Raw genomic sequence first — 21,289 nt, 5'->3', positions numbered from 1 at the left:
TCCCGGAGGCCGCCCACCCCCGGGACCAGGAAGTCTCATCCGCTCCGGCGGATCAGGACGTCACGGAGATGTCGTCGCCGTAGACCGTGCCCTGCCCGTACCAGCCGTGCAGATAGACGGTCACCGTGCCGGTCGATCCGGTGGTGAACGTCACCGACTGCTTCGCGTAGCCGCTCGACGAACCCCAGACGCTCGCCGTCGCGTCGCCGCGCACCCCGAGGTATCCGTAGCTGCCCTGCACCCAACCGCTCAGCGTGTACTTGGTGTTGGGGGACAGGGTGAGGGTCTGCGCGCACTCGCCGGTCTGCGACGCGGTGGCCGCCGCGGCGAGCGCGTGCGAACCCCCGTGCACCGGGGTGGAGACGACCGCGCCACCGGACTCACAGGTCCAGGGACCGAGCGAGCCGGTCTCGAAGTCACCGTTCACCAGGGCTCCGGTGCCGCCGCCCGGCCCCGACACCGTCAGAGTGAGGACCGCCGCGTGGCTGAGCGTGCCCGAGGTGCCGGTCACACCGAGCTTGTACGTGCCCGGCGCCACGGACGCCGACGCGCCGACCGTCAGCTTCGACGTCCCGCCCGCGGTGACCGAGGTCGGGCTGAGCGTGGCCGTCACACCGGCGGGCGCCCCACTCGTCGTCAGGGCGACGGTCTTCGCGCTGCCGGAGGTGACCGCGGTGTTCACCGTCGCCGTCGTGGAGCCGCCGGGGGCGACCGTCGCCGAAGCGGGCGCGAGGGCCACCGAGTAGTCGTCCGTCACCGGACCGGTGCCGCCGCCCGTGAACGGGGCGAAGGTGTGGCTGAAGTACCAGGTGTCCTGCGCGATGCCGGAGCAGGTGTCGCTCCCGCCGGTGCCGGGGCAGCCGCCGTTGTCGCGCTGGAGCGCCCAGAACGACAGGGTGCTGACGCCCTTGGCAACGGCCCAGTTGTAGACCGAGGTGGCATCGGCCGTGGTGAACGTCTCGGCCGGACCGTAGTCGTCGATGCCCGGCATCTCGATGATGCCGGTCATGCCCCACAGCTGGGCGTCGGTCTTCGACGGGTACAGGTCGGCCAGCCGGCCCTTGAGACCCGTGATCGCCGTCTGGGTGTCCTGCGCCATGTTGTGCGAGGCGCCGTCGTAGTAGTCGAACGTCATGAGGTTCACGACATCGACCTTGGCGCCGTTGGACACCGCGTTCTCCAGCACCGCGAGACCGCTGTCGGCCAGACCGCTCGTGGTGGTGGGCAGGGTGTACGAGATCTGCACCGAGCGCCCGTTGGCGGCCGCCCAGTCCTGGACCTTCTTGATCGCCTTGTTGCGGCGGTCGATACCGGCGCTGTTCTCCAGGGAGTTGTCCTCGATGTCCATGTCGAGGCGGGACACGTCGTACGTCGTGATGACCTTCTCGTACGCCGCCGCGATGGAGTCGACGCTCGTACAGCTGTCGGCGATCTCGATGCCGCCGTTGTCGGCCGTGTAACCGCCGAACGACGGGATCACATCGCCGCCGCGCGAGCGGATGGTGGTGAAGTCGGCGCCGAACTCGGACTGGGCGATGGGCGTGCCCGAATCGCCGTTCCAGTAGGGGGTGCAGGAACCGCGGGCCTCCGTCTGGATGAAGGCCATGGTCAGGTACTTGGCGCCGGACGCCTGCGAGAGCGCGGCCGGGCTGTCGCCGTTCCAGGCCTCGAAGTACGGGGCGAAGACGTGCGCGGGCAGGGGAGTGGCGGCGGTCGCGGCGGCCTGTGCGCCGGCGCCCGATCCGAGGATCAGACCTGCGGACGCGACGGCGGTGGCGAAGGCGCTCAGGACGGCGCCGACTGTTCTTGGACGTCTCATGGGGCAGCTCCCAGCGGGGTGAGGCAACGGGCGGATCGCACGGCTCGGCCGCACCCGGTGAGGGGCGCGGCCCGTTCCTGTGATTCCCGGCCGGGGTCACGTGCCGCACGGCGAGGAGCGGCCGTGAGGCATGCCCATAATTGGTCTGGACCAACTAACTGTCAACGTTCTTTACCGTTTCATTCCACTTTGCTTGCCTGGGTGGGCAACTCGCACGGTAAATAGGGGAGTCGACGAGGATTGGGCGCTCAGTCCAGAGGGAGTGCGGCCCGGAGGTACGGAGCCGTCCGGCTCTCCCGCGTCCGGGCCACGTCCACGGGCGGACCTGCCGCCATGATCCGGCCGCCCCGGTCGCCGCCGCCGGGGCCGAGGTCGATCACCCAGTCGGCACCCGCCACCACCGCCATGTCGTGCTCCACGACCACCACCGTGCTGCCCGCGTCGACGAGGCCGCTCAACTGCCGCATCAGCACATCGACATCGGCGGGGTGCAGCCCCGTCGTCGGCTCGTCCAGCAGATACAGGGTGTGGCCCCGACGGGTGCGCTGGAGCTCGGTGGCGAGCTTGATCCGCTGGGCCTCGCCGCCCGACAGCTCCGTCGCGGGCTGCCCGAGCCGCAGATAGCCGAGCCCGACATCGAGCAGGGTCCGCAGACTGCGCTCGGCGGCCGGCGTACCCGCGAAGAACCCGGCCGCCGACTCCACCGTCAGGTCCAGCACCTGGGCGATGTCCAGGCCGCGCAGGGTGACCTCCAGTGTCTGCGGGTTGTACCGCGCGCCATGGCAGTCCGGGCAGGGCGCGTACGTACTGGGCAGGAAGAGCAGCTCCACGGAGACGAACCCCTCGCCCTGGCAGGTCTCGCACCGCCCGCCCGCCACGTTGAAGGAGAACCGTCCGGCCTTGTAGCCGCGCTCCCGGGCCGTGTCCGTATCGGCGAACAGCTTCCGCACGACGTCGAAGAGACCGGTGTACGTGGCCAGATTGGACCGGGGGGTACGGCCGATCGGCCGCTGGTCGACCTGCACGAGCCGGTCCACCGCCTCCAGCCCCTGGGCCGACGCGCACCACGGCGCGGGGTGCTCCGCGGGCGGGTCCGCGGTGGCGGAGGCCTGCCGTTCGGCGAGCGCACCGGCCAGGACCTGACCGACCAGCGTCGACTTCCCCGACCCCGAGACCCCGGTGACGGCCGTGAACACCCCGAGCGGGAACGCGGCGTCCACGCCCCGTACATTGTGCCGGTCGACCCCGTTCAGCCTCAGCCACCCCGACGGCGTACGCGCTTCCCGGACCGGCGCGGGCCCGACGTCGAAGAGGAACCGCCGGGTGGCCGACTCCGTCACCTCCGCGAGCCCGGCCGGGGGGCCGCTGTGCAGCACCCGGCCCCCGTGCTCACCGGCCAGCGGCCCCACATCGACCAGCCAGTCGGCCCGGCGCACCACATCCATCTGGTGCTCCACGACGAAGACCGAGTTCCCGGCCTCCTTCAGCCGCCCCAGCACCCCCAGCAGCGACTCGGTGTCCGCTGGATGAAGACCGGCCGACGGCTCGTCCAGCACATAGACGACACCGAACAGGCCCGAGCGCAACTGGGTGGCGAGACGCAGTCGTTGCAGCTCGCCCGAGGAAAGCGTCGGGGCCGTCCGGTCGAGGCTGAGATAGCCGAGGCCGAGCTCGGTGACCGTCTCGATCCGGGCCAGCAGATCCGCCGTCAGCACCCGCGCCGTGTCGCTGCCGCCCGCCGTGCGCAGCAGCTCGGCGAGAGAGGTGAGCGGCAGCGCGGCCAGCTCCGCGATCGTGCGGCCGGCGAAGGTGACGGCCAGCGCCTCCGGACGCAGCCGGCTGCCGTGGCAGGCCGGACACGGGGCACTGGTCAGGAACCGCTCGGCCTTCGCCCGCAGGGTGCGGCTCCTGGAGTCCGCGAAGGTGTGCATCACATAGCGGCGGGCGCTCATGTACGTGCCCTGGTAGGGGCGTTGGATGCGCCCCGCCTCCCGCACCGGATGGACCGTGACCACCGGCTGCTCCTCGGTGAACAGGATCCACTCGCGCTCCTCGGCGCCCAGTTCGCGCCAGGGCCGGTCGATGTCGTGGCCCAGCGCGTCCAGCACATCGCGCAGGTTCTTGCCCTGCCACGCCCCCGGCCAGGCGGCGATCGCACCTTCCCGGATCGACAGCGAGGGGTCGGGGACCAGCAGCTGCTCGGTGGTGCGGTGGACGAGCCCGAGCCCGTGGCACTCCGGGCAGGCCCCGGCGGCGGTGTTCGGCGAGAAGGAGTCGGAGTCCAGCCGTTCGGCACCGGCTGGATACTCCCCGGCCCGGGAGAACAGCATCCGCAGGAAGTTGGAGAGCGTGGTGACCGTCCCGACGGACGAACGGGCACCGGGCGCCGAGCGGCGCTGCTCCAGGGAGACGGCGGGCGGCAGTCCGGTGACCTCGCCCACCGCGGGCGCGCCGACCTGATGGATCAGCCGGCGGGCGTACGGGGCGACGGACTCGAAGTAGCGGCGCTGGGCCTCGGCGTAGATCGTCCCGAACGCGAGGGAGGACTTCCCGGAACCGGAGACACCGGTGAAGACGGTGAGGGTGTCGCGCGGGATGTCGACCGAGACGTCCTGGAGATTGTGTTCACGGGCGCCGCGCACCCGGACGTACGGATCGTGGGGGGTGGACATGTGCGCGGGGACTCCGTACGGATCGGGGCAGGCCGACAGCCAGGGGACAAACACTCCGATTCTAGGCACGGAGCGGCGGTCGCCGTCCGGGCCCGGAACGACCGGAGGCCGGCCCTGCCGGACCGGCCTCGCGGATCAGTTCGGGCAGGGGCCTATCGGGAGGGCCGCAGGGCGCGCTTGATGGGCCTTCCCACGACGCTGCGGGCGCGCTGGTACGTGGAGCGCTGGACGGGCAGCGAGGAGTTCTTCTGGAGCTTCCGCTTGAGCTGGGTGTTCTCGGCGGTGAGTTCGGCCAGCTGGGACTGGAGCCAGTTCAGCCGCGGTGCCATCGTGGCGGCGTCGGTGCCGACCCAGGGGCGGACGCCCGGAGGGAAGGCCAGCCCGCTCATCCGGGTCTCGAAGGCCGTGCCGCCGTCGCCGTGGGTGAAGGTGTTCTCCAGGCCGTTCTTGTCGAGGAAGTTCAGGAACCGGTCGAACCGCTCCTGGTGGCCGCGCATCAGCGGCCCGAAGTCCGCCGAGGCGTAGAGATCGGCGGGGTCGAGGTCGGCCGCGACCTTGTTGAGCATCCGATGCGGGATGTCGAAGTAGCGGCACAGCTCCAGCGTCCGGGAGTCGCCGCAGAGCACGGTGGCCGGCGTGCCGGCCAGCAGCGCCGCGATGTTGCCGTGGATCCGGGAACCGAAGGAGAAATCGAAGCCCCGGAGGTCCTCCATCCAGGTGACCGGGTCGATGTAGACCCGGACCTTGCCCTCCCCGTACATGGGGTGGTCGGGGTGGGTGGGGATGCCGGTCACCGCGGCGTTCTGATGCGACAGGTCGCGCCAGTGCAGCTGACGGGCGTCGGAGAGGTTCTGGCCGATGAACCGGAGGTGGGGGTAGCGCGCGTGGGTGCGGTCGATGATCCGCCCGAGCTTGTGCTTGCGCACCGCGTCGTGCGATCCGTTGACGGCGATGCGAGACTCGGGCCCGAGCGCCCGGCCGTCCTCCCGGACGACGAGCCTGCTGCCGTGGAGGAACATCGAGGGGCAGCCGATGACGTCCACGTCGCGGAAGCCCATGTCCCGCAGATACCGCTCGGTGAACTCCCCGCGCACGCCGATCGAGGCGCTGTGGTCGAGCACGGCGGAGACGAACTCGTAGACCGTGGACTGCATCGGCTTCAGCCGGTCCGCGGAGTAGTTGACGCCGGTCTGGGCTCCTACGCCGGGGACGACGACCGGGATCTTCAGCTTCGAGATGAGCTGGGTGAGCCGCTTCAGCTGCGGTTCGAAGGACGGCCGGAAGGCGTTGGCGAGCGGGATGACGAAGACGTCGTACTCGCTGTTGATGCGGTCCGCGTCGGCGACCCTGGTGGTGATGCCGTTCGACACCACCTCGGAACGTGGCGTCTCAAGGATCTTGTGAGTGGCGTCGCTGAAGATCAGGTTGCCCGAGTTGGTGGCGAACACGTCCTCGTGGAGAGCGCGCTCGACGGGGACGACGTCGTAGGGGCTCTTCCCTGATCGCAGGAGTATTCGCTTCACATGATTAACGTTGGATGCCACAAACCTGAATATAGCTTTGCGAACGCTTTTGATTCCATGCGCATCCTGTACAACCTTTTGCGATCTTCGCGGAACGTGAGCGACGGATTACTCATCCGCGCGCGGGCAGGCGCGCATGTCGAGGTGCAACGGGCGCCGGGTGCAGCCCTCATGGGCTCCTCGTAGGCCCTCTTGAACGCCGGACGGCCCCGCCCGTACGCTGCGTCGGGCGCGCGGGCGCGCCTACCGGGGAGGTGGAAGCGCCGTCATGGCCGACGCACTGTCCGAGGACGACATCCTCGAAGCGATCGCCCGGCACACCGGTCGCCCGGGGCAGGGGCCGCAGTTGCGGCGGACCGGCGCGGACATCGCCCGGCTTCCGATGCTCGACCTGCGCATCGTCCGTTGCGTGGAGACCCGCAGCACGCGGCCGGAGACCAGGCCCGGCAGGTACGACATATCGGGGCGGCCGACGTACGAGGGGGAGCTGCGCGACCATCCGGTCGAGCCGCCGAAGGACCCGGCCCGCTCGCGGAAGGTGGAGCTCGTGCTCCACGGCTCGGTGCGGACGGTCGCCTGCGGCTGCGACGAAGGGCGGCAGCCGTGCTCGCGCTGCCGGGCCAAGGGGAAACTGCCGTGCGACACCGGCCCGTTGTGTCCGGCCTGCAAGGGCGTGGAGCCGTGCACCTGGTGCGACGGGACGGGCGAACACCGCAAGGACCGCGGGCCGGCCCGGCCCGGCCCGGGAGAAGCAGCCTCCAGGGCGGACCACCTGTCTGAAATGCCGCAAGCCCCGCACCGCTTGTCCGCAGTGCCGGGGCCGGGGCACCGAGAAGTGCCGGCAGTGCGACGACACGGGCTTCAGGGACTGTCCGGTCTGTGCGGGCGAGAGGTCGACGAAGCACACCCCGTGTGACGGCACGGGCCTGGTCACCCGGTGGACGGGCGGATCGGTCGGACACGCCCCGCAGCGGAGCGCGGCGAAACTGCCGGACCCCTCGCCCCCGCTGCGGGTCCGCCAGCAGACCGGACGCACCGGCGCGTGGCAACGCATCACGCTGACCTCGGCCGGCGAACCGCTCCCCGACGCCCTGGACCCCGCCCACGCCGAGGCGGTCGAATCGGCACTCGCGCCCCGGCCGGGCGAGGTGGCCAGACGCGTCGACATCGGGTGGCTGCAACTGGTGTCGGTCGCGATCCCGGACGACCCCGACCACGTCTTCTACGTGTTCCCCGGAGCGGACGGTCCCGAGGTTCTCCCGATCTGGTCGCGGCGCCGGTCCCTGCGGGTCGCCGCGGTGGTGGCCGGGGTGGTCGTACTGGTGCTGCTGGTGGCCGCGCTGGTCTGATTTGCTGGGGGTGTGAGAAGCGACCACCGGCCCCTGGCCGTATTCGACCTGGACGGCACGCTCGCGGACAGCGGCCATCGGCAGCACTACCTGGAGGGGCGTCGGCGCGACTGGAACGGCTTCTTCTCCGCGGCCGTCGACGATCCGCCGCTTCCCGAAGGAGTGCGGCTGGCGCAGAGCAGTGCCGAGCAGTGCGAGGTCAGGTATCTCACCGGACGGCCCGAGCGGTGCCGCCGGGACACCGTGGCATGGCTGGCGGAACAAGGGCTGCCCGAGGGGCGGGTGTACATGCGCCGTGACGACGACCGAAGGCCGGCCCGGCACACCAAGCTGGAGATCCTGAAGCGACTGGGCCGGGAGCGTGAGGTCCGGATGCTGGTCGACGACGACGAACTCGTCTGTGACGCGGCGGAGCAGGCGGGCTTCGCCGTGGTGCGGGCCCGCTGGGCGAAGGCGTCGGCCGCGCTCAGGGACGCGCAGGAGCGCGAGGGCCGTACCTGAACCGGGCGGGGTGCGACCGGGCGGACGCGTCCCGGTCCGGTCGCGCCGGACCGGCGGGATCAGCTCGTCTCGTCGAGCCGGAAGCCCACTTTCAGGCCCACCTGGTAGTGCTCGACCCGGCCGTCCTTGATCTCGCCGCGCACCTGCGTGATCTCGAACCAATCGAGATTGTGCAACGTTTCCGAAGCTCTTGCGACGCCTCTGCGGATGGCGTCGTCGACGCCCTCGTGGGACGTTCCCACGATTTCGGTGACCCGGTAGGTGTGGTTTGACATCTTATGTCTCCTCTCGTCCCTACCACGGTGCCTCACCCGGCTGGAGTCCGCGAGAGGTCGACGTGCAGAATGTCCCGTGAACGGGCCTTGACCAATTCATTGGTCCATACCAAAATCCAGCCACGCCCGTGCGAGCGCCGCCCGCAGTCCCCCACACCGGGTCCCTGAATTCAGTCGTGCCGTTTCGCAGAAGGTGAACCTGGTGAAGAACCGCATACTCGTCGGAGCCGTCGCGCTCGTTTCCACCTTTGCACTGGGGGGATGCGGACTCGGCTCGGGCTCGGAGGCGTCCAGCAGCAAGAAGGTCACGGTCTGGCTGATGAAGGACAGCGTCTCCGCAGATTTCCTGAAGCGGTTCACAAAGGCTTATCAGGACGAACATCCTTCCATCGAGCTCGAGTTCAAGTTCCAGAGCTGGAGCGGCATCGGCCCGAAGGTCATCGGCGCCCTCAAGGGCAAGGACACCCCGGATGTCATCGAGGTCGGAAACACTCAGGTCGCCCAGTACGCGGAGAGCGGTGGCCTGCGCGATCTCACCCTGGAGTCCGTGCGCGATCTCGGCAGCGAGGAGTGGCTGCCGGGTCTCGCCGACCCGGGCAGCATCGACGGCATGCAGTACGGCATTCCCTGGTACGCGGCCAATCGAGTGGTGATCTACAACAAGGAGCTCTTCGCGCAGGCAGGCATAAAGAACCCGCCGAAGACCCGGGACGAATGGATCACCGACAGTCAACTCCTGAACCGGAACGGCAATCAGGGCATCTACCTCGCGGGCCAGAACTGGTATGTCCTCGCCGGATTCATCTGGGACGAGGGCGGCGAACTGGCCGAGGAGAAGGGCGGCGAGTGGGAAGGCACTCTGGACAGCCCCGCCGCGCTCAGGGGCATGAACTTCTACAAGGAACTCCAGGTGCTCGGCGACGGTCCCAAGAACGCGGACGAGGAAAAGCCCCCGCAGGCCGATGTGTTCGCCGAGGGGAATGTCGCGCAGATCATTTCGGTGCCCGGCACCGTCGCGCAGATCGAGAAGCAGAATCCCGAACTCAAGGGAAAGCTGGGCTACTTCCCGATCCCGGGCAAGACCGCGAAGGCACCCGGGGCCGTCTTCACCGGCGGATCCGACCTGATCGTCCCGGACAAGGCCGACCAGCGTGCCGAGGGCATCGAAGTGATCAAGGCGCTGGCGGGCCGGAAGTGGCAGGAGGAGCTCGCCAGAACCATGAGCTACGTGCCCAACAAGCCCGGTCTCGCGAGCGTCGTCGTGGGTCAGGAGGGCACCGCGGCGATGGCCCGTGGCGCCACGGAGGGCCGCGCGACCCCCAACTCGCCGCAGTGGGCGGACGTCGAGGCCGACAACCCGATCAAGCCGTACATGACGGCGGTGCTCGAAGGCGGCGACCCGCAGCAGGAGGCGAAGACCGCCTCGGAGAAGATCACCTCCAAGCTCGCCGGGAGCTGACCCGCGCGGTCCATCGGCCGTCAGCCGGGTGCCGAGGGCCGTCGTCGGTCGCCCCGGGACGGCCGTTCTCGGCCACCCCCGGCATTCAGCCTTCGCACATTTCGGCTCTCCCGAGCGGTCATGTCGAATCCAGCCGGTCGCGGAAGAAGTAAGGGGCCGGGCCTTCGCACACAGTGCGGCGGCCTGGCGGCCGCCCTTGCCGATCCGTCCCCGGAGATTGTCATGAACGCGCTGCCCGTCACCTCCCTCCCCGCCGCCCCCGCCGTTCCCGCGCAGCCCGTCGTTCCCGCGCAGTCCGTCGCTCCCGCGCAGCCCGTCGTTCCCGCGCAGTCCGTCACTCCCGCTCCGCCGCGCTACCGGGTGTCCCTCGCCGCCGACCAGGACGAGGTCCGCGCCGCCCAGCGACTGCGCCATCTGGTCTTCGCCGGTGAGCTCGGCGCCAGGCTGGATGGACCCGAACCCGGCCTGGACGGCGATGCGTTCGACGCGTACTGCGACCATCTGCTGGTACGGGAGGAGGCGACCGGCGACATCGTCGCCACCTACCGTGTGCTGCCGCCCGACCGGGCACGGATCGCCGGGCGCCTCTACGCGGAGAGCGAGTTCGACCTCGGGCGGCTCGACCCGATCCGCGACGACCTGGTCGAGGTCGGGCGGTCCTGCGTCCACCCGGCCCACCGGGACGGTGCCGTCATCGCGCTGATCTGGGCCGGACTCGCCCGCTACATGGAACGCACCGGGCACAACTGGCTGGCGGGCTGCTGCTCGATCCCTCTCGCCGACGGAGGCACGGCGGCGGCCGGGGCGTGGGAGACCGTACGGACCAAGTACCTGGCCCCCGAGGACCACTGGGTCACTCCCCACCGCCTCTGGCAGCCCACCGGGGCAGAGGCCCCGGTACCGACCGGACTCGCCACGCTCCCTCCGCTGCTCCGCGGCTATCTGCGCCTCGGCGCCCAGGTGTGCGGGGCGCCCGCCCACGACCCCGATTTCAACGTCGCCGACCTGTACGTACTGCTGTCGCTGCGCCGCACCGACCCGCGCTACCTGCGCCACTTCCTCGCGCTCGCCCCGCTGCGATGAACCCCTGGCTGCCCACCGCACCCTGCACCCCGCGCACCTGCGCCGGTCACGAGGGCCGGATGCGGGGCCGCCCGGCCGCCGCGGCCCTGCTGCTCGCCGGGTGCGCGTGCATCCTGGCCGGCGCCTTGGCCGCCCCGTTCGTGCCGTTGCTCGGCGCGGCGCGGCGGGACCGGCTGATCCGGCGCTGGGCGTACGGCGTCATGCGCTCCTTCGGGGTGCGGGTACGGATCACCGGCACACCCGCGGCGCCCGACGGCAACCCCGGGGCGCCGGGCACGCTCGTTGTCGCGAACCACATCTCCTGGCTGGACATCCCGCTCGTCGCGGCCGTGTTCCCCGGCCGGATGCTGGCCAAGAGCGAGATCCGCGGCTGGCCGCTGCTCGGCCCGCTTGCCGCACGCGGCGGCACGCTCTTCGTCGAACGCGATCGATTGCGCGCGCTGCCCGCGACCGTGCGCACCATCGGGGCGGCGCTGCGTGGCGGATCACGCGTGGTCGTCTTCCCGGAGGGCACCACCTGGTGCGGGCGCGGCCCCGGAGGCCGGTTCGGGCCCGCCGCCTTCCAGGCCGCGATCGACGCGGACGCCACGGTCCGGCCGGTGCGCATCACCTACCGCGCCGCACCGTCGCGGAGCACCGGGACCACCGGCCGGACGGGGCCCGCAGCAGGCTGCCGTCCGACCGGCCACGAGGGATCCGTACCGGCGGAGCACACCGCACCGGCCGGTGCGGCCGCGTTCGTCGGCGACGATCCGCTCCTCGCCTCACTGTGGCGGGTGGTGACGGCGGCCGGCCTGACCGCCGAGATCCGCGTCCTGCCGCCGATCCCGGCGAGCGGCCTGCCCGACCGCCGTGCCCTGGCCCGCCGCGCTCAGACCGCCGTCGCCAACGAGAGTGCGAACCGGCCGCCGGAATCCGTCCACCACTGATCCAGTCGCAGACCGGCCGTGTCCAGTTCCGCCCGGACACCCTCCTCGCGGAACTTGGCCGACACCTCCGTACGCAACTCCTCACCGGCCTCGAAGGCCACCACCAGATCCAGGCCCGGGATCTTCACGGTGTGCGCCCGACGGGCCCGCAGCCGCATCTCGATCCATTCGCGCTCCGGATCCCAGAGCGCCACATGATCGAAAGCGGCCGGGTCGAAGTCCGCGCCCAACTCCCGGTTCACGACCCTCAGTACGTTCCTGTTGAACTCCGCGGTCACCCCGGCCGCATCGTCGTACGCGGCGACCAGAACCTTCTCCTCCTTCACCAGATCGGTGCCGAGCAGCAGCGCGTCACCGGGGGAGAGCAGCGATCGTACGGACTTCAGGAACACCGCACGCTCGTCGGGCAGCAGATTGCCGACCGTGCCGCCGAGGAAGGCGACCAGCCTGGGCCCCGGTGTTCCCGGCAGCGCGAGGCCGCCCGTGAAATCGGCGATCAGGGCGTGCACGGAGAGCTCGGGCCGCTGGGCGAGGAGGGCCTCGGCGGCGCCGCGCAGCGCGCTCTCGCTCACATCGACCGGTACGTAACTGTGCAGCGCGGGCAGCGCGTCCAGCAGGTGCCGGGTCTTCTCGGACGACCCGGACCCCAGCTCGATCAGGGTGCGCGCCCCGGACACCCGGGCGATCTCGTCGGCGCGGTCGATCAGGATCTCGCGCTCGGCGCGGGTCGGGTAGTACTCGGGCAGCCGGGTGATCTCCTCGAACAGTTCGCTGCCGTGCGCGTCGTAGAACCACTTGGGCGGCAGTGTCTTCGGGTGCCGGGTCAGACCGTGCAGGACATCGGCGCGCAGGGCCGCGTCGGTCGCGTCCACCGGCAGGGTGCGGGTCAGCAGAAAGGGACTCACTCAGTGGGCTCCTTGAGCGGGGTCAGCAGAACGTCGGTAAGGGTCGCCGTCAGCAAGGTGCGGTCGGGGACCGTGCGCCAGCGCGGATCGTCGTCGTACGGCTCCGAGGCCACGACCGTGCGCAGGCCCGGCTCGGCCAGATACGACAGGGTGTCGCCCCAGGCCGTTGCGACGATCGTCGCGCCGTCGGTCAGCAGGAGATTCAGCCGGGACTCCGGCGCCGTGGCCGCCACGTCGAGCACGGTGTCGGCGACGGCCTGCGGCAGTTCGTCGCCGTCGGCCAGCCGGTGCCGCACGAGGGCCCAGACGAGGGCCGAGTCGCAGCGCGCGGTGAGGGCGAGCAGTTCGGCCGGCGGCAGCGCCGCGGCGAGCGGAGCCACGGAGTGCGGCCAGCCCTTCACCGCACCGTTGTGGCTGAACAGCAGCGGCCCGGCGGCGAACGGCGCGGCCGCCGCCTCGCCGTCGGCGCCCGCCTCGGTGGCGTCCCGGACGGCGGCGAGCAGCGCCGTGCTGCGCACCACCCTGGCCAGGTCGGCGAAGGTCTCGTCGCCCCAGACCGGGCCCCGGCGCCGGTAGCGGCCGGGCACCGGATCGCCGTCCACGTACCAGCCGACGCCGAAGCCGTCCGCGTTGACGGTCCCGTACCGCTGGTTCCTCGGCGCCCAGGACTGGCGCACGAGGCAGTGGGGCGGTCGCGTCAGCAGGTCACCGAGGGGCACCGGCGGTCCCAGATAAGCGATATGACGACACATCACATGTCCCTCGCGGTGCGGAACCCGGAGAAGATCTGACGCCGCACCGGCAGGTCCCAGTTGCGGAACGTCCCCCGGCACGCCACCGGGTCCACGGCGAACGAACCGCCGCGCAGCACCTTGTGGGCCGGTCCGAAGAACACCTCGGAGTACTCGCGGTACGGGAACGCCGAGAAGCCGGGATACGGGAGGAGGTCGCTCGACGTCCACTCCCACACATCACCTATCAACTGCCGTACACCGTACGGGGACCGGCCCTGCGCGTACGCTCCCGCGGGCGCGGGCCGCAGATGGCGCTGGCCCAGGTTCGCCAGCTCGGGCGCCGGGTCCTCGTCGCCCCAGGGGTAGCGCCGGGATCGCCCCGACACCGGGTCGTGGCGCGCCGCCTTCTCCCACTCCGCCTCCGTGGGCAGCCGGCGCCCGGCCCAGCGGGCGAACGCGTCGGCCTCGTACCAGCTGACGTGGAGCACCGGCTCGTTCCCGGGCACCGCCTCGGTGACCCCGAAGCGGCGGCGCAGCCACTGACCGGCGTCCAGGTGCCAGAACAGGGGGGCGGCCAGTTCGTGTTCACGGACCATCGCCCACCCCTCGGGCGCCCACCAGCGCTGCTCGGTGTAGCCGCCGTCCTCGATGAACTCCTGGTACGCGCCACAGGTGACCGGGGTTGTGTCGATGAAGAAACCCGGTACGTCGCGCACATGCGCAGGACGCTCGTTGTCCAGGGCCCACGGCTCAGTCGATGTCCCCATGGTGAACGGGCCGCCCGAGACCAGGACTTCCGCGGGAAGTCCCGCCGTGTCGGTGGGGGCCGGCGGCACGGGCGCGGCCAGCACGGCAGGGCCCGAACGGAGCTGATGGGTGATCAGCATCGTTTCGTCGTGCTGCTGTTCGTGCTGGGCGATCATGCCGAAGGCGAACCCGGCCCGCACCAGGGGGCGGCCGCCGTCGAGCACGGTGCCGTCGAGGACGTCCAGGGCCCGGCCGCGTACCTCCGCGGCGTACGCGCGTGCCTCGGCGGGGGCCAGCAGCGGCAGCGAGGGGCGGGTCGCCCGGGGGTGCTCGAAGGCGTCGTACAGCCCGTCGATCTCCGGGCGCATCGCCTCCCGCCCGGCCACCCCGCGCAGCAGCCACAGCTCTTCCTGATTGCCGATGTGCGCGAGGTCCCAGACCAGTGGGGACATCAACGGCGAGTGCTGGGCGGTGAGTTCATGGTCGCCCACGCTGTCGGTGAGCAGCGCGGTGCGTTCACGGGCGGTGAGCAGCGCGGCGAGGGCGCGCTGCCGGAGCGCCTCGGCATCCGCCCCGTGAGGCGCGGATCCGGTGGGAGCGGGGGAGTCGGTCATGAGCGGGGCCCCTCGGAATGCCGGCCCGGACCGCCGGGCGGAAGCGAAGCGAGCAGTTCGGGAAGATCGTCGGCCGGACATCGGCCCCGGGCCACGAACCGGTCGTTGAAGCCGGCCACGGCGTCCTGGACGGCCTTGGAGGCGCCCATCCGGGGCAGCGCCTCCAGCGCGACCTCGAAGCAGATGGCCGCCGCCGCCCGCAGCTCGGGGTCGGTCAGGCCGTCGCGGGCGGCGCCGACCCAGAGCGGATTGCGCGGCGCCGGCTCTGCCCCGGCGGTCTCGGCCAGTGGTTTCACGGTGCGGTACACGGTCTCGGCGGCCTCCGGGTCGTCGAACAGGGCAGTGGTGACGGCGAGCGGCACCAGCCACCCGTCCGCACCGTGCTGTGCGTCGATCATGCGCAGCTCCAGATGACCGCGCGGGCGTACCGGTGGGAAGAGCGTGCTGATGTGGAAGTCGAGATCGGCGCGCACCGGTGGTCTCGGCGCGCCGGTGCGGATCCAGTCGCGGAACGTCAGCCCCTCCGGCGCGGCCCACGGGCCCGTGCCGCTCCGGACGCACATCACCGGGGTGTCCAGCACATGTGCGGTCCAGGCGTCGCGCGGCGGCAGACTGCCGGACGGTGCCAGGGGCCGCCACGGGTCGAGGTCGGCCCAGAGCGACTGCCGGGTGGACCGCCACGGTGTCGGGCGGCCGAGCCGCAAGGGCGAGTTCGCGAACGCCGCCACCAGGACCGCGCCCAGCAGATGGCACAGCTGCCAGCGCCGCCCGTAACCGAGCGGACCGGGTTCCTCCTCTCCGGCGTCCAGGCAGACCTGGACGGACGCGGTGGTGCACATCATGGCGCGGCCGGCCGGTCCCGAGCGGTCGAACAGCTCCTCCATGGCGTCGTAGCGGGGCTCGCGCAACAGCCGGCGCGGAGCGTGCCACGGGTCGACGCCGATACCCACCGGTGCGAGCTCCACCCGGTTCAGGGCGTCACGTACCGCGGTGAGATCGGCGGCGGTGGCATCGACGCACGCCATCAGGGAGTCGGCGGGGCGCGAGCTGAGCTCCAGCTGGCCGCCGGGCTCGAAGGTGAGCGCCGCGCTCAGGGGCAGGGCCCGGAGAATGTCGGCGGCCGCTTCGAGACGGTGGTGCGGGACAGGAACGCGGGGATGTTCCCGGTCGTGAATGAGCCATTCGAGTTCGACGCCGACCTTGCGGGGCGGTCCCGTCTTGAAGCAGATGCAGCGCAGTAAGTCCTCGGCCTCACCCTCGTTCAGGGGCGGGTACCGGCCGGGCGGACCGTGGTCCCCGGGGGTGTCGTACGACATGCCGGGCCTCCTTTTCTCGGTGCCTTCCCACCACCCAAACCCCTACGGATCGATCGCACAAGGGTGCCCCTGTGCGTCGGAAATCCGGTTGCATCCATGCCGTCGGAGCGTCGAGCATGCCCCGTATGCACCACACGGGGGAGTACCGATGAGCGCACGGTTGCGCGGCATCGCGCGTGAGACCGAGGCCATCGTCGAGGCCGGCCGCTACCGCACGCAGGACGGGCGGGAGGTGAGCATCGAGCGCGCGCTGACCACCGCGCTCTCGGGCACGAGGCTGTACGGCCCGCTGCCGGTGCCGGTCGCGGCGCTCGACTCCGACCGGGCACCGGCCGTCGAGGTCACCGGCGAGAGCAGCCTCCGGGCGGCGCGCCGGATGACCGGCGAAGGCCCCGGCAAGGTCGCCGTGCTGAACTACGCCTCCGCCCGCAATCCCGGCGGCGGATACCTCAACGGCGCACAGGCCCAGGAAGAGGCGCTGTGCCGGGGCTCCGCCCTGTACGCCACCCTGCTGCGCGTCCCCGACTACTACGCCCACCACCGTGCGGAACGCGGCGCCTTCTACACCGACCGGGTGATTCACTCACCGGGCGTCCCGGTGTTCCGCGACGACCGGGGGCGGCTGCTCGACACCCCGTACACCGTCGGTTTCCTGACCTCCCCGGCGCCCAACGCCGGAGTCATCCGCAGCCGCGCCCCCGAGGAGGCCCACCGCATCCCCGCCGCACTCGCGTCCCGGGCGGAGCGGGTGCTGGAGGTTGCGGCGGTGCGGGGGTACCGCAGGCTGGTGCTGGGCGCCTGGGGCTGCGGTGTGTTCCGCAACGATCCGGCGCAGGTGGCCGGGGTGTTCCGGGCGCTGCTCATGGACGGCGGCAGGTTCGCCGGTCACTTCGAGCAGATCGTCTTCGGCATCCTCGACCGCAGCCCCGAATCCGCCACCCGGTCCGCCTTCGACCAGACGTTCGACCAAGGCCTCCCGGGGCCTTCCAGGGCCTCCGGGCCCTACTTCCAGTCGTAGCGCTCCCGCAGCCGGCCGGCGACCAGGTCGAACCTGTCCCGGTCCAGCGCGCACGCCTCACGCCGCATCCCGTCCTCGTGCACCCGCAGGACCCGGTCCAGATCGACCCATGACGGGCGGCCGGAGCTGTCCCAGGGGCCGGCCCCGAGCGCCACCCACTCGCGGTCCTGGTCGTGCTGCTTGCTGGAGAGCTGCACGGCGAGCAGCGTGCCGGCCGCCTCACGGGCCACCACCAGGACCGGGCGGTCCTTGCCGCGCCCGTCGTTCTCCTCGAACGGCACGAACGTCCAGACGATCTCACCCGGGTCCGGGTCGCCGTCCCGGTCGGGGGCGTACGAGGTGCGGACCGGTCCCACGTCGCGCGGGTCGGCCTCCGAAGTGGCGGTCGGGCCGGTGCGGCCCGGGAAGTCCGCCGAGTTGTCGATGCTGTCGTCACGGTGCTGGATGGTCATCTCCACACCGTATGACCTGCGGGGCCGATTCCGTGGAGCGGGGCCAGTGCCCGCCCCGGGTCGCGGGGCGGGCACCGGCCACCGCCGGACCGGTCAGGAGGGAGAGCCGCCCTCCTGATCACCCGTCACCGGAATCCGCTGCTTGCGCGGTGCGGGCGGGGTGGCCGGTGCCACCCCGTTCACCTGCGGCGCCGGTTCCGCCGGGTCGCTCTGACTCATCGTCGACAGCAACTGCCGGGCCAGTCCCAGGCCCGTGCCGCCCATGGTCAGCGCCTTCGCGAACATGTCGGACATGCCGTCGGCCCCGTTCAGCAACACCATGTGGTCGACGCTGCCGAAGGCGCCCGCGCCCGCCTGGACGATCTCCGGCCACTTCTCGGCCAACTGCTGGGCGACGACCGCCTCCTGGTTCTCCGCCAGGGCCGCCGCCCGCGCCTTGATCGCCTCCGCCTCGGCGAGCCCCTTGGCACGGGCCGCCTCCGCCAGTGCCAGCCCCTTGGCCTGGGCGGCGGCGGCTTCCGCCTCGCCCGTCGCCCTGGTCGCCGTCGCGGAGGCGGCGCCGCGTGCCTTCGTCGCCTCCGCCTCGGCGAGTGCCGCCGTCTTGACCCGGTTGGCCTCCGCGACCGCGGCGAGCTCCGTCTCCCGCGCCTTCGCCTCGGCGGCCGAGATCCGGGCGTCGCGCTCACCCTCGGCCAGGGTGCGCTTCTCGTACGCCTGGGCGTCCGCGGGCTTGCGCACATCGGCCTGGAGCTGCTGCTCGCGCCGCTGGGCCTCCAGTTCGGCCACCTTGGTCTCCTGGACCACGACCTCCTGGCGGGCCGCCGCGTCGGCCAGCGGACCCGCCTGCCGGGAGCTCGCCGCCGCCTTGTCGCGCTCGGCCTGATACCCGGCCTGCAGGATCTCGCTGTCCCGGGTCGCCTCCGACATCCGGGCGGCGGCCTGCTGCTCCGCCTCGGTGGCCAGGCGGTTGGCCTCGGCCTGCGCGATCCGGGCGTCCCGCTGCACGGCCGCCGCGTGCGGCATCGCCAGGTTCTTGATGTAACCCGTCGGGTCCTCGATCTCATGGATCTGGAGCGAATCGACGATGAGCCCGAGCTTCTCCATCTCGGTCCCGCACGCGGCCCGCGTCTGCCCGGTGAGCTTCTCCCGGTCCCGGATCATGTCCTCGACCGTCAACCCGCCCACGATGGAACGCAGATGACCGGCGAAGACGTTGTGCACCCGCTCCGACATCAGCTTCTGCTGATCGAGGAAGCGGCGGGCCGCATTGGCGATCGACACGAAGTCGTCGCCCACCTTGAAGATGACGACGCCCCGCACCCGCAGGGGAATCCCCTGATGCGTGACGCAATCGACGGACAGCTCGGTCTCGTTGAGGTCCAGGGACATCTTCCGCACTGCCTGGACCCCGGGCAGGACGAGCGTGCCGTGACCGGTGACGATCCGGAACCCCATGCCCTGACCCAGGCCCTCGGTCTTGTGCTTGGAACCCGAGATGACCAGTGCTTCGTTCGGCTCGGCCACGCGCCACATCAACTTGAACAGGCCGAACAACACAATGATGGCGGCGAGTGCGAGACCCGCCGTGACGCCGATGAGCATCGGCATGCGCCCCCTTATCGCGGCACCCCGTCGGCACCGCTGAACACGGGGGAGTCTTCTCCTGCTCGCGACGGTGCAGAAGACGCGTGCGGATCCTTGCCGAATTCTTGACGACGAATGCCGTCAAGAGCCCTCCGCTCGGGCCTCAACTCCCGTATGCGGGAGCCACATAGACCGTGCGCGGTGGCAGATGCTCGATCACCGTCACCACCGTGCCCACCTCGATGCGCTCCTTCGCCGTGGCCGGATGCGCGAGAAAGTGCTCGGCACCGCCCCGGATCCGTACCATCACCTCGCCGACCAGTCCCGGCCCCACCGTCCCGGTCACCCGGCCGAGCAGCCCCACCATCGAGGAATCATCCATGCCCCGGAGCGTACCCACGCACCGCGGGTCTGGAAGACTGCCCGACGCCATGAGCCAGTTACCGAACCAGCCCACCGAACCCCCCGTCCCCACCAGCGCCGACGTCGCACGGCTCGCCGGGGTCTCCAGGGCCACCGTGTCGTACGTGCTGAACAACAACGCGTCCGTACGGATCAGCGAGACCACCCGCCGCCGGGTCAGGGAAGCGGCCACCGAACTGGGCTACGTGCCGCACGCCGCGGCCCGGAGCCTGCGCGCCGGACACACCCGCATGGTGCTGCTGCCCACCGTGAACCTCCCGACCGGCCCGCTCCACCACCGCTTCTTCCACGAACTGGAATCGGGGCTGCGCCGCCTCGACTACACCGTCGTCCAGTACGGCAGCACCGGACTGGACCCCGACGACGCGCCCCGCGCCTGGGCCGAACTCCGCCCGGTCGCCGTCATCGCCCCCGGCACGATCGACCTCACCCCGCACGGGATATCCGTGCTCAAGCGGTCCGGGGCCAAGGCCGTGATCACCCTCGGCCCGCGGCCGGTGCCGGGCGCCCACGCGCTGGTCATGGACCAGCGGGAGGTCGGCAGCTGCGCGGTCGGACATCTGCTGGACAGCGGCCGGCGACGTATCGGCGTGGTCATGCCCGAGGAATGCGGACTGGGCCCCTTCGCCGAACCCCGGCTGACCGGGGCCCGGCAGGCAGCCCGGTTCCACGGGGCCCGGGTGGAGCCGCTGCCGCTTCGGTACGACGAGGAGTCGGCCGCCCGGCTCGCCGCCCGCTGGCGCACCCTGGACCTCGACGCCGTGTTCGCCTACAACGACGAATACGCGATGCTCCTGATGCGGGCCCTCCAGGACGCGGGCGTCGAGGTGCCCCGCGAGACCGCCGTGATCGGTGCCGACGACCTGATGCTGGGCAGGCTGCTGCGGCCCCGGCTCAGCACCGTACGCATGGAGCTGGCCACGGCGCAGCCACTGGCGGACCTCGTGGACCGGCTGGTGCGGGACCCCGGCGGTGCCCCCGAACACCACGACCTCCTGCGGGTCGGGGCGGTCCGGCGCGAGTCCGCGTGAAGCGCCGGGGCCCGGTCGCGACGGCCGGACCGCACCGTGCGGCAGCGCGGCAACGTGCGTACCGCGTGCCGCTTGCCTAGCGTCATGACCATGAGCCATCCGCAGAGTTACGAGATCCTGCTGGTCCCCGGATTCGCCGAGGACACCACCGAGGCCGCCGAGCCTAGCGGCGCCATCCGCTCGGCGGTCGTGTCGGCGACCGGTGAGACGGGAGCATCCGGTTATCCCCGGTATTCCGGTGAGGGCATCGTCGCGGACATCGACCCCGCGACGCGCTCGGTCGAGGCCCTGCTGGTCGACGGTGCCGAGCTGACCTTCGGCCTCACGGCCCGGATCGAGGAACGGGACGCCGGGACCGACGCCGACCGCTGAGGCCGCGCCGCCCGCTCCCCGGCACGACGAGGGGCCCGGCCGGCCCGGCCGGGCCCCGAGGTGCCGACAGGACCTAGCTCTGATCCTTCTGCTGCTCCTCGATGGACTTGCGGACCTCGTCCATGTCCAGCTTCCTCGCCTGCCCGATCACGTCCTCCAGCGCCGCTTCCGGCAGCGCCCCGGGCTGTGCGAACACCGCCACGTTCTCCCGGACGATCATCAGCGTGGGAATGGAGCGGATCTCGAAGGCCGCCGCCAGCTCCTGCTGCGCCTCCGTGTCGACCTTGGCGAAGACCAGGTCGTCGTGGCGCTCCGACGCCGCGTCGTAGACCGGGGCGAACTGCCGGCACGGGCCGCACCAGGAAGCCCAGAAGTCGATCAGGACGAAATCGTTCCCACTGACGACCTGATCGAAGTTTTCCTTGGTGAGCTCAACGGTGCTCATTTTCTGCTACCTCTTTCTGTGCCCGCTCGGACCTGTCC

21 protein-coding genes are annotated in these 21,289 nt (G+C 71.3%); 9 read left to right on the top strand and 12 right to left on the bottom strand.

Annotated features, from left to right (window positions below; genetic code table 11):
- Window positions 1-52: 52 nt before the first annotated feature.
- The 3 genes from ACFV8T_RS22790 to ACFV8T_RS22780 form a co-directional block, all read right to left on the bottom strand.
- Window positions 53-1,819, bottom strand: a complete 1,767-nt coding sequence (locus ACFV8T_RS22790; protein WP_385330264.1) for a glycosyl hydrolase family 18 protein — start codon at window positions 1,817-1,819, stop codon at window positions 53-55.
- A 248-nt stretch (window positions 1,820-2,067) separates the two neighbouring features.
- The gene (locus tag ACFV8T_RS22785) at window positions 2,068-4,491 is read right to left on the bottom strand and encodes an ABC transporter (protein WP_385330261.1); all 2,424 of its coding nucleotides are present in this window, start codon (window positions 4,489-4,491) and stop codon (window positions 2,068-2,070) included.
- A 152-nt stretch (window positions 4,492-4,643) separates the two neighbouring features.
- A complete protein-coding gene (locus ACFV8T_RS22780; RefSeq protein WP_385330258.1) occupies window positions 4,644-6,014 on the bottom strand; it encodes a polysaccharide pyruvyl transferase family protein in 1,371 nt (456 codons plus the stop codon).
- A 268-nt stretch (window positions 6,015-6,282) separates the two neighbouring features.
- Between ACFV8T_RS22780 and ACFV8T_RS22775 the strand changes: the two genes are divergently transcribed.
- The 3 genes from ACFV8T_RS22775 to ACFV8T_RS22765 all read left to right on the top strand — a co-directional run bounded on the left by ACFV8T_RS22775 (window position 6,283) and on the right by ACFV8T_RS22765 (window position 7,864).
- The gene (locus ACFV8T_RS22775) at window positions 6,283-6,930 is read left to right on the top strand and encodes a hypothetical protein (RefSeq protein WP_385330255.1); all 648 of its coding nucleotides are present in this window, start codon (window positions 6,283-6,285) and stop codon (window positions 6,928-6,930) included.
- 232 nt (window positions 6,931-7,162) lie between these two features.
- Entirely contained in the window at window positions 7,163-7,363 is a 201-nt protein-coding gene (locus ACFV8T_RS22770) for a hypothetical protein (protein WP_385330252.1), read from the top strand.
- 12 nt (window positions 7,364-7,375) lie between these two features.
- A complete protein-coding gene (locus tag ACFV8T_RS22765) occupies window positions 7,376-7,864 on the top strand; it encodes a hypothetical protein (RefSeq protein WP_385330249.1) in 489 nt (162 codons plus the stop codon).
- A gap of 59 nt (window positions 7,865-7,923) precedes the next feature.
- Here ACFV8T_RS22765 and ACFV8T_RS22760 read toward each other — a convergent pair whose 3' ends face one another.
- Window positions 7,924-8,139: a dodecin gene (locus ACFV8T_RS22760; protein WP_093546549.1), complete on the bottom strand. Its 216-nt coding sequence runs from the start codon at window positions 8,137-8,139 to the stop codon at window positions 7,924-7,926.
- A gap of 202 nt (window positions 8,140-8,341) precedes the next feature.
- On the opposite strand from ACFV8T_RS22760, the gene ACFV8T_RS22755 reads away from it, so the two are divergent.
- The 3 genes from ACFV8T_RS22755 (at window position 8,342) to ACFV8T_RS22745 (ending at window position 11,610) form a co-directional block, all read left to right on the top strand.
- Window positions 8,342-9,598 (top strand): extracellular solute-binding protein, encoded by a 1,257-nt coding sequence (locus ACFV8T_RS22755; protein WP_385330246.1) that lies wholly within the window; start codon window positions 8,342-8,344, stop codon window positions 9,596-9,598.
- A gap of 222 nt (window positions 9,599-9,820) precedes the next feature.
- Window positions 9,821-10,681 (top strand): GNAT family N-acetyltransferase, encoded by an 861-nt coding sequence (locus ACFV8T_RS22750; protein ID WP_385330243.1) that lies wholly within the window; start codon window positions 9,821-9,823, stop codon window positions 10,679-10,681.
- Window positions 10,678-11,610, top strand: coding sequence for a lysophospholipid acyltransferase family protein (locus ACFV8T_RS22745; protein ID WP_385330241.1), 933 nt, complete (start codon window positions 10,678-10,680; stop codon window positions 11,608-11,610). The genes ACFV8T_RS22750 and ACFV8T_RS22745 overlap by 4 nt, the downstream gene beginning before the upstream one ends.
- On the opposite strand, the gene egtD is transcribed toward ACFV8T_RS22745, so the two are convergent.
- The 4 genes from egtD to egtA are packed head-to-tail and all read right to left on the bottom strand — an operon-like array spanning window position 11,553 to window position 15,926.
- Entirely contained in the window at window positions 11,553-12,515 is a 963-nt protein-coding gene (egtD, locus tag ACFV8T_RS22740) for an L-histidine N(alpha)-methyltransferase (RefSeq protein ID WP_385330239.1), read from the bottom strand. The two genes, ACFV8T_RS22745 and egtD, sit on opposite strands and share 58 nt — an antisense overlap.
- Entirely contained in the window at window positions 12,512-13,267 is a 756-nt protein-coding gene (egtC, locus tag ACFV8T_RS22735) for an ergothioneine biosynthesis protein EgtC (protein ID WP_385330236.1), read from the bottom strand. The genes egtD and egtC overlap by 4 nt, the downstream gene beginning before the upstream one ends.
- The gene (gene egtB, locus ACFV8T_RS22730; protein ID WP_385330233.1) at window positions 13,267-14,610 is read right to left on the bottom strand and encodes an ergothioneine biosynthesis protein EgtB; all 1,344 of its coding nucleotides are present in this window, start codon (window positions 14,608-14,610) and stop codon (window positions 13,267-13,269) included. The genes egtC and egtB overlap by 1 nt, the downstream gene beginning before the upstream one ends.
- Window positions 14,607-15,926: an ergothioneine biosynthesis glutamate--cysteine ligase EgtA gene (egtA, locus tag ACFV8T_RS22725; protein WP_385330230.1), complete on the bottom strand. Its 1,320-nt coding sequence runs from the start codon at window positions 15,924-15,926 to the stop codon at window positions 14,607-14,609. Before egtA ends, egtB begins: the two co-directional genes overlap by 4 nt.
- Before the next feature lie 148 nt (window positions 15,927-16,074).
- Here egtA and ACFV8T_RS22720 point away from each other — a divergent pair, with 148 nt between their 5' ends.
- Window positions 16,075-16,944, top strand: a complete 870-nt coding sequence (locus ACFV8T_RS22720) for a TIGR02452 family protein (protein WP_385330228.1) — start codon at window positions 16,075-16,077, stop codon at window positions 16,942-16,944.
- On the opposite strand, the gene ACFV8T_RS22715 is transcribed toward ACFV8T_RS22720, so the two are convergent.
- The 3 genes from ACFV8T_RS22715 to ACFV8T_RS22705 all read right to left on the bottom strand — a co-directional run bounded on the left by ACFV8T_RS22715 (window position 16,929) and on the right by ACFV8T_RS22705 (window position 19,362).
- A complete protein-coding gene (locus tag ACFV8T_RS22715; RefSeq protein WP_266430268.1) occupies window positions 16,929-17,396 on the bottom strand; it encodes a type II toxin-antitoxin system PemK/MazF family toxin in 468 nt (155 codons plus the stop codon). The genes ACFV8T_RS22720 and ACFV8T_RS22715 overlap by 16 nt on opposite strands.
- Before the next feature lie 93 nt (window positions 17,397-17,489).
- Window positions 17,490-19,004: a flotillin family protein gene (locus tag ACFV8T_RS22710; RefSeq protein WP_385330225.1), complete on the bottom strand. Its 1,515-nt coding sequence runs from the start codon at window positions 19,002-19,004 to the stop codon at window positions 17,490-17,492.
- Window positions 19,005-19,143: 139 nt separating this feature from the next.
- Window positions 19,144-19,362 (bottom strand): hypothetical protein, encoded by a 219-nt coding sequence (locus ACFV8T_RS22705; protein ID WP_385330222.1) that lies wholly within the window; start codon window positions 19,360-19,362, stop codon window positions 19,144-19,146.
- Between the two features lie 49 nt (window positions 19,363-19,411).
- Here ACFV8T_RS22705 and ACFV8T_RS22700 point away from each other — a divergent pair, with 49 nt between their 5' ends.
- Together ACFV8T_RS22700 and ACFV8T_RS22695 are read left to right on the top strand one after the other, a co-directional pair.
- Entirely contained in the window at window positions 19,412-20,434 is a 1,023-nt protein-coding gene (locus ACFV8T_RS22700; protein ID WP_385330219.1) for a LacI family DNA-binding transcriptional regulator, read from the top strand.
- Window positions 20,435-20,524: 90 nt separating this feature from the next.
- Window positions 20,525-20,806, top strand: a complete 282-nt coding sequence (locus ACFV8T_RS22695) for a hypothetical protein (protein ID WP_385330217.1) — start codon at window positions 20,525-20,527, stop codon at window positions 20,804-20,806.
- A gap of 73 nt (window positions 20,807-20,879) precedes the next feature.
- Here ACFV8T_RS22695 and trxA read toward each other — a convergent pair whose 3' ends face one another.
- Window positions 20,880-21,251, bottom strand: coding sequence for a thioredoxin (gene trxA, locus ACFV8T_RS22690; RefSeq protein WP_385330214.1), 372 nt, complete (start codon window positions 21,249-21,251; stop codon window positions 20,880-20,882).
- Window positions 21,252-21,289 lie beyond the last annotated feature (38 nt).

Source organism: Streptomyces sp. NPDC059832 (assembly GCF_042731715.1).
In the GTDB taxonomy this organism is placed as follows: Bacteria; Actinomycetota; Actinomycetes; order Streptomycetales; family Streptomycetaceae; genus Streptomyces.
The sequence above is the reverse complement of the archived record's forward strand: the minus strand, read 5'-3'. Positions and strand labels throughout refer to the sequence as shown.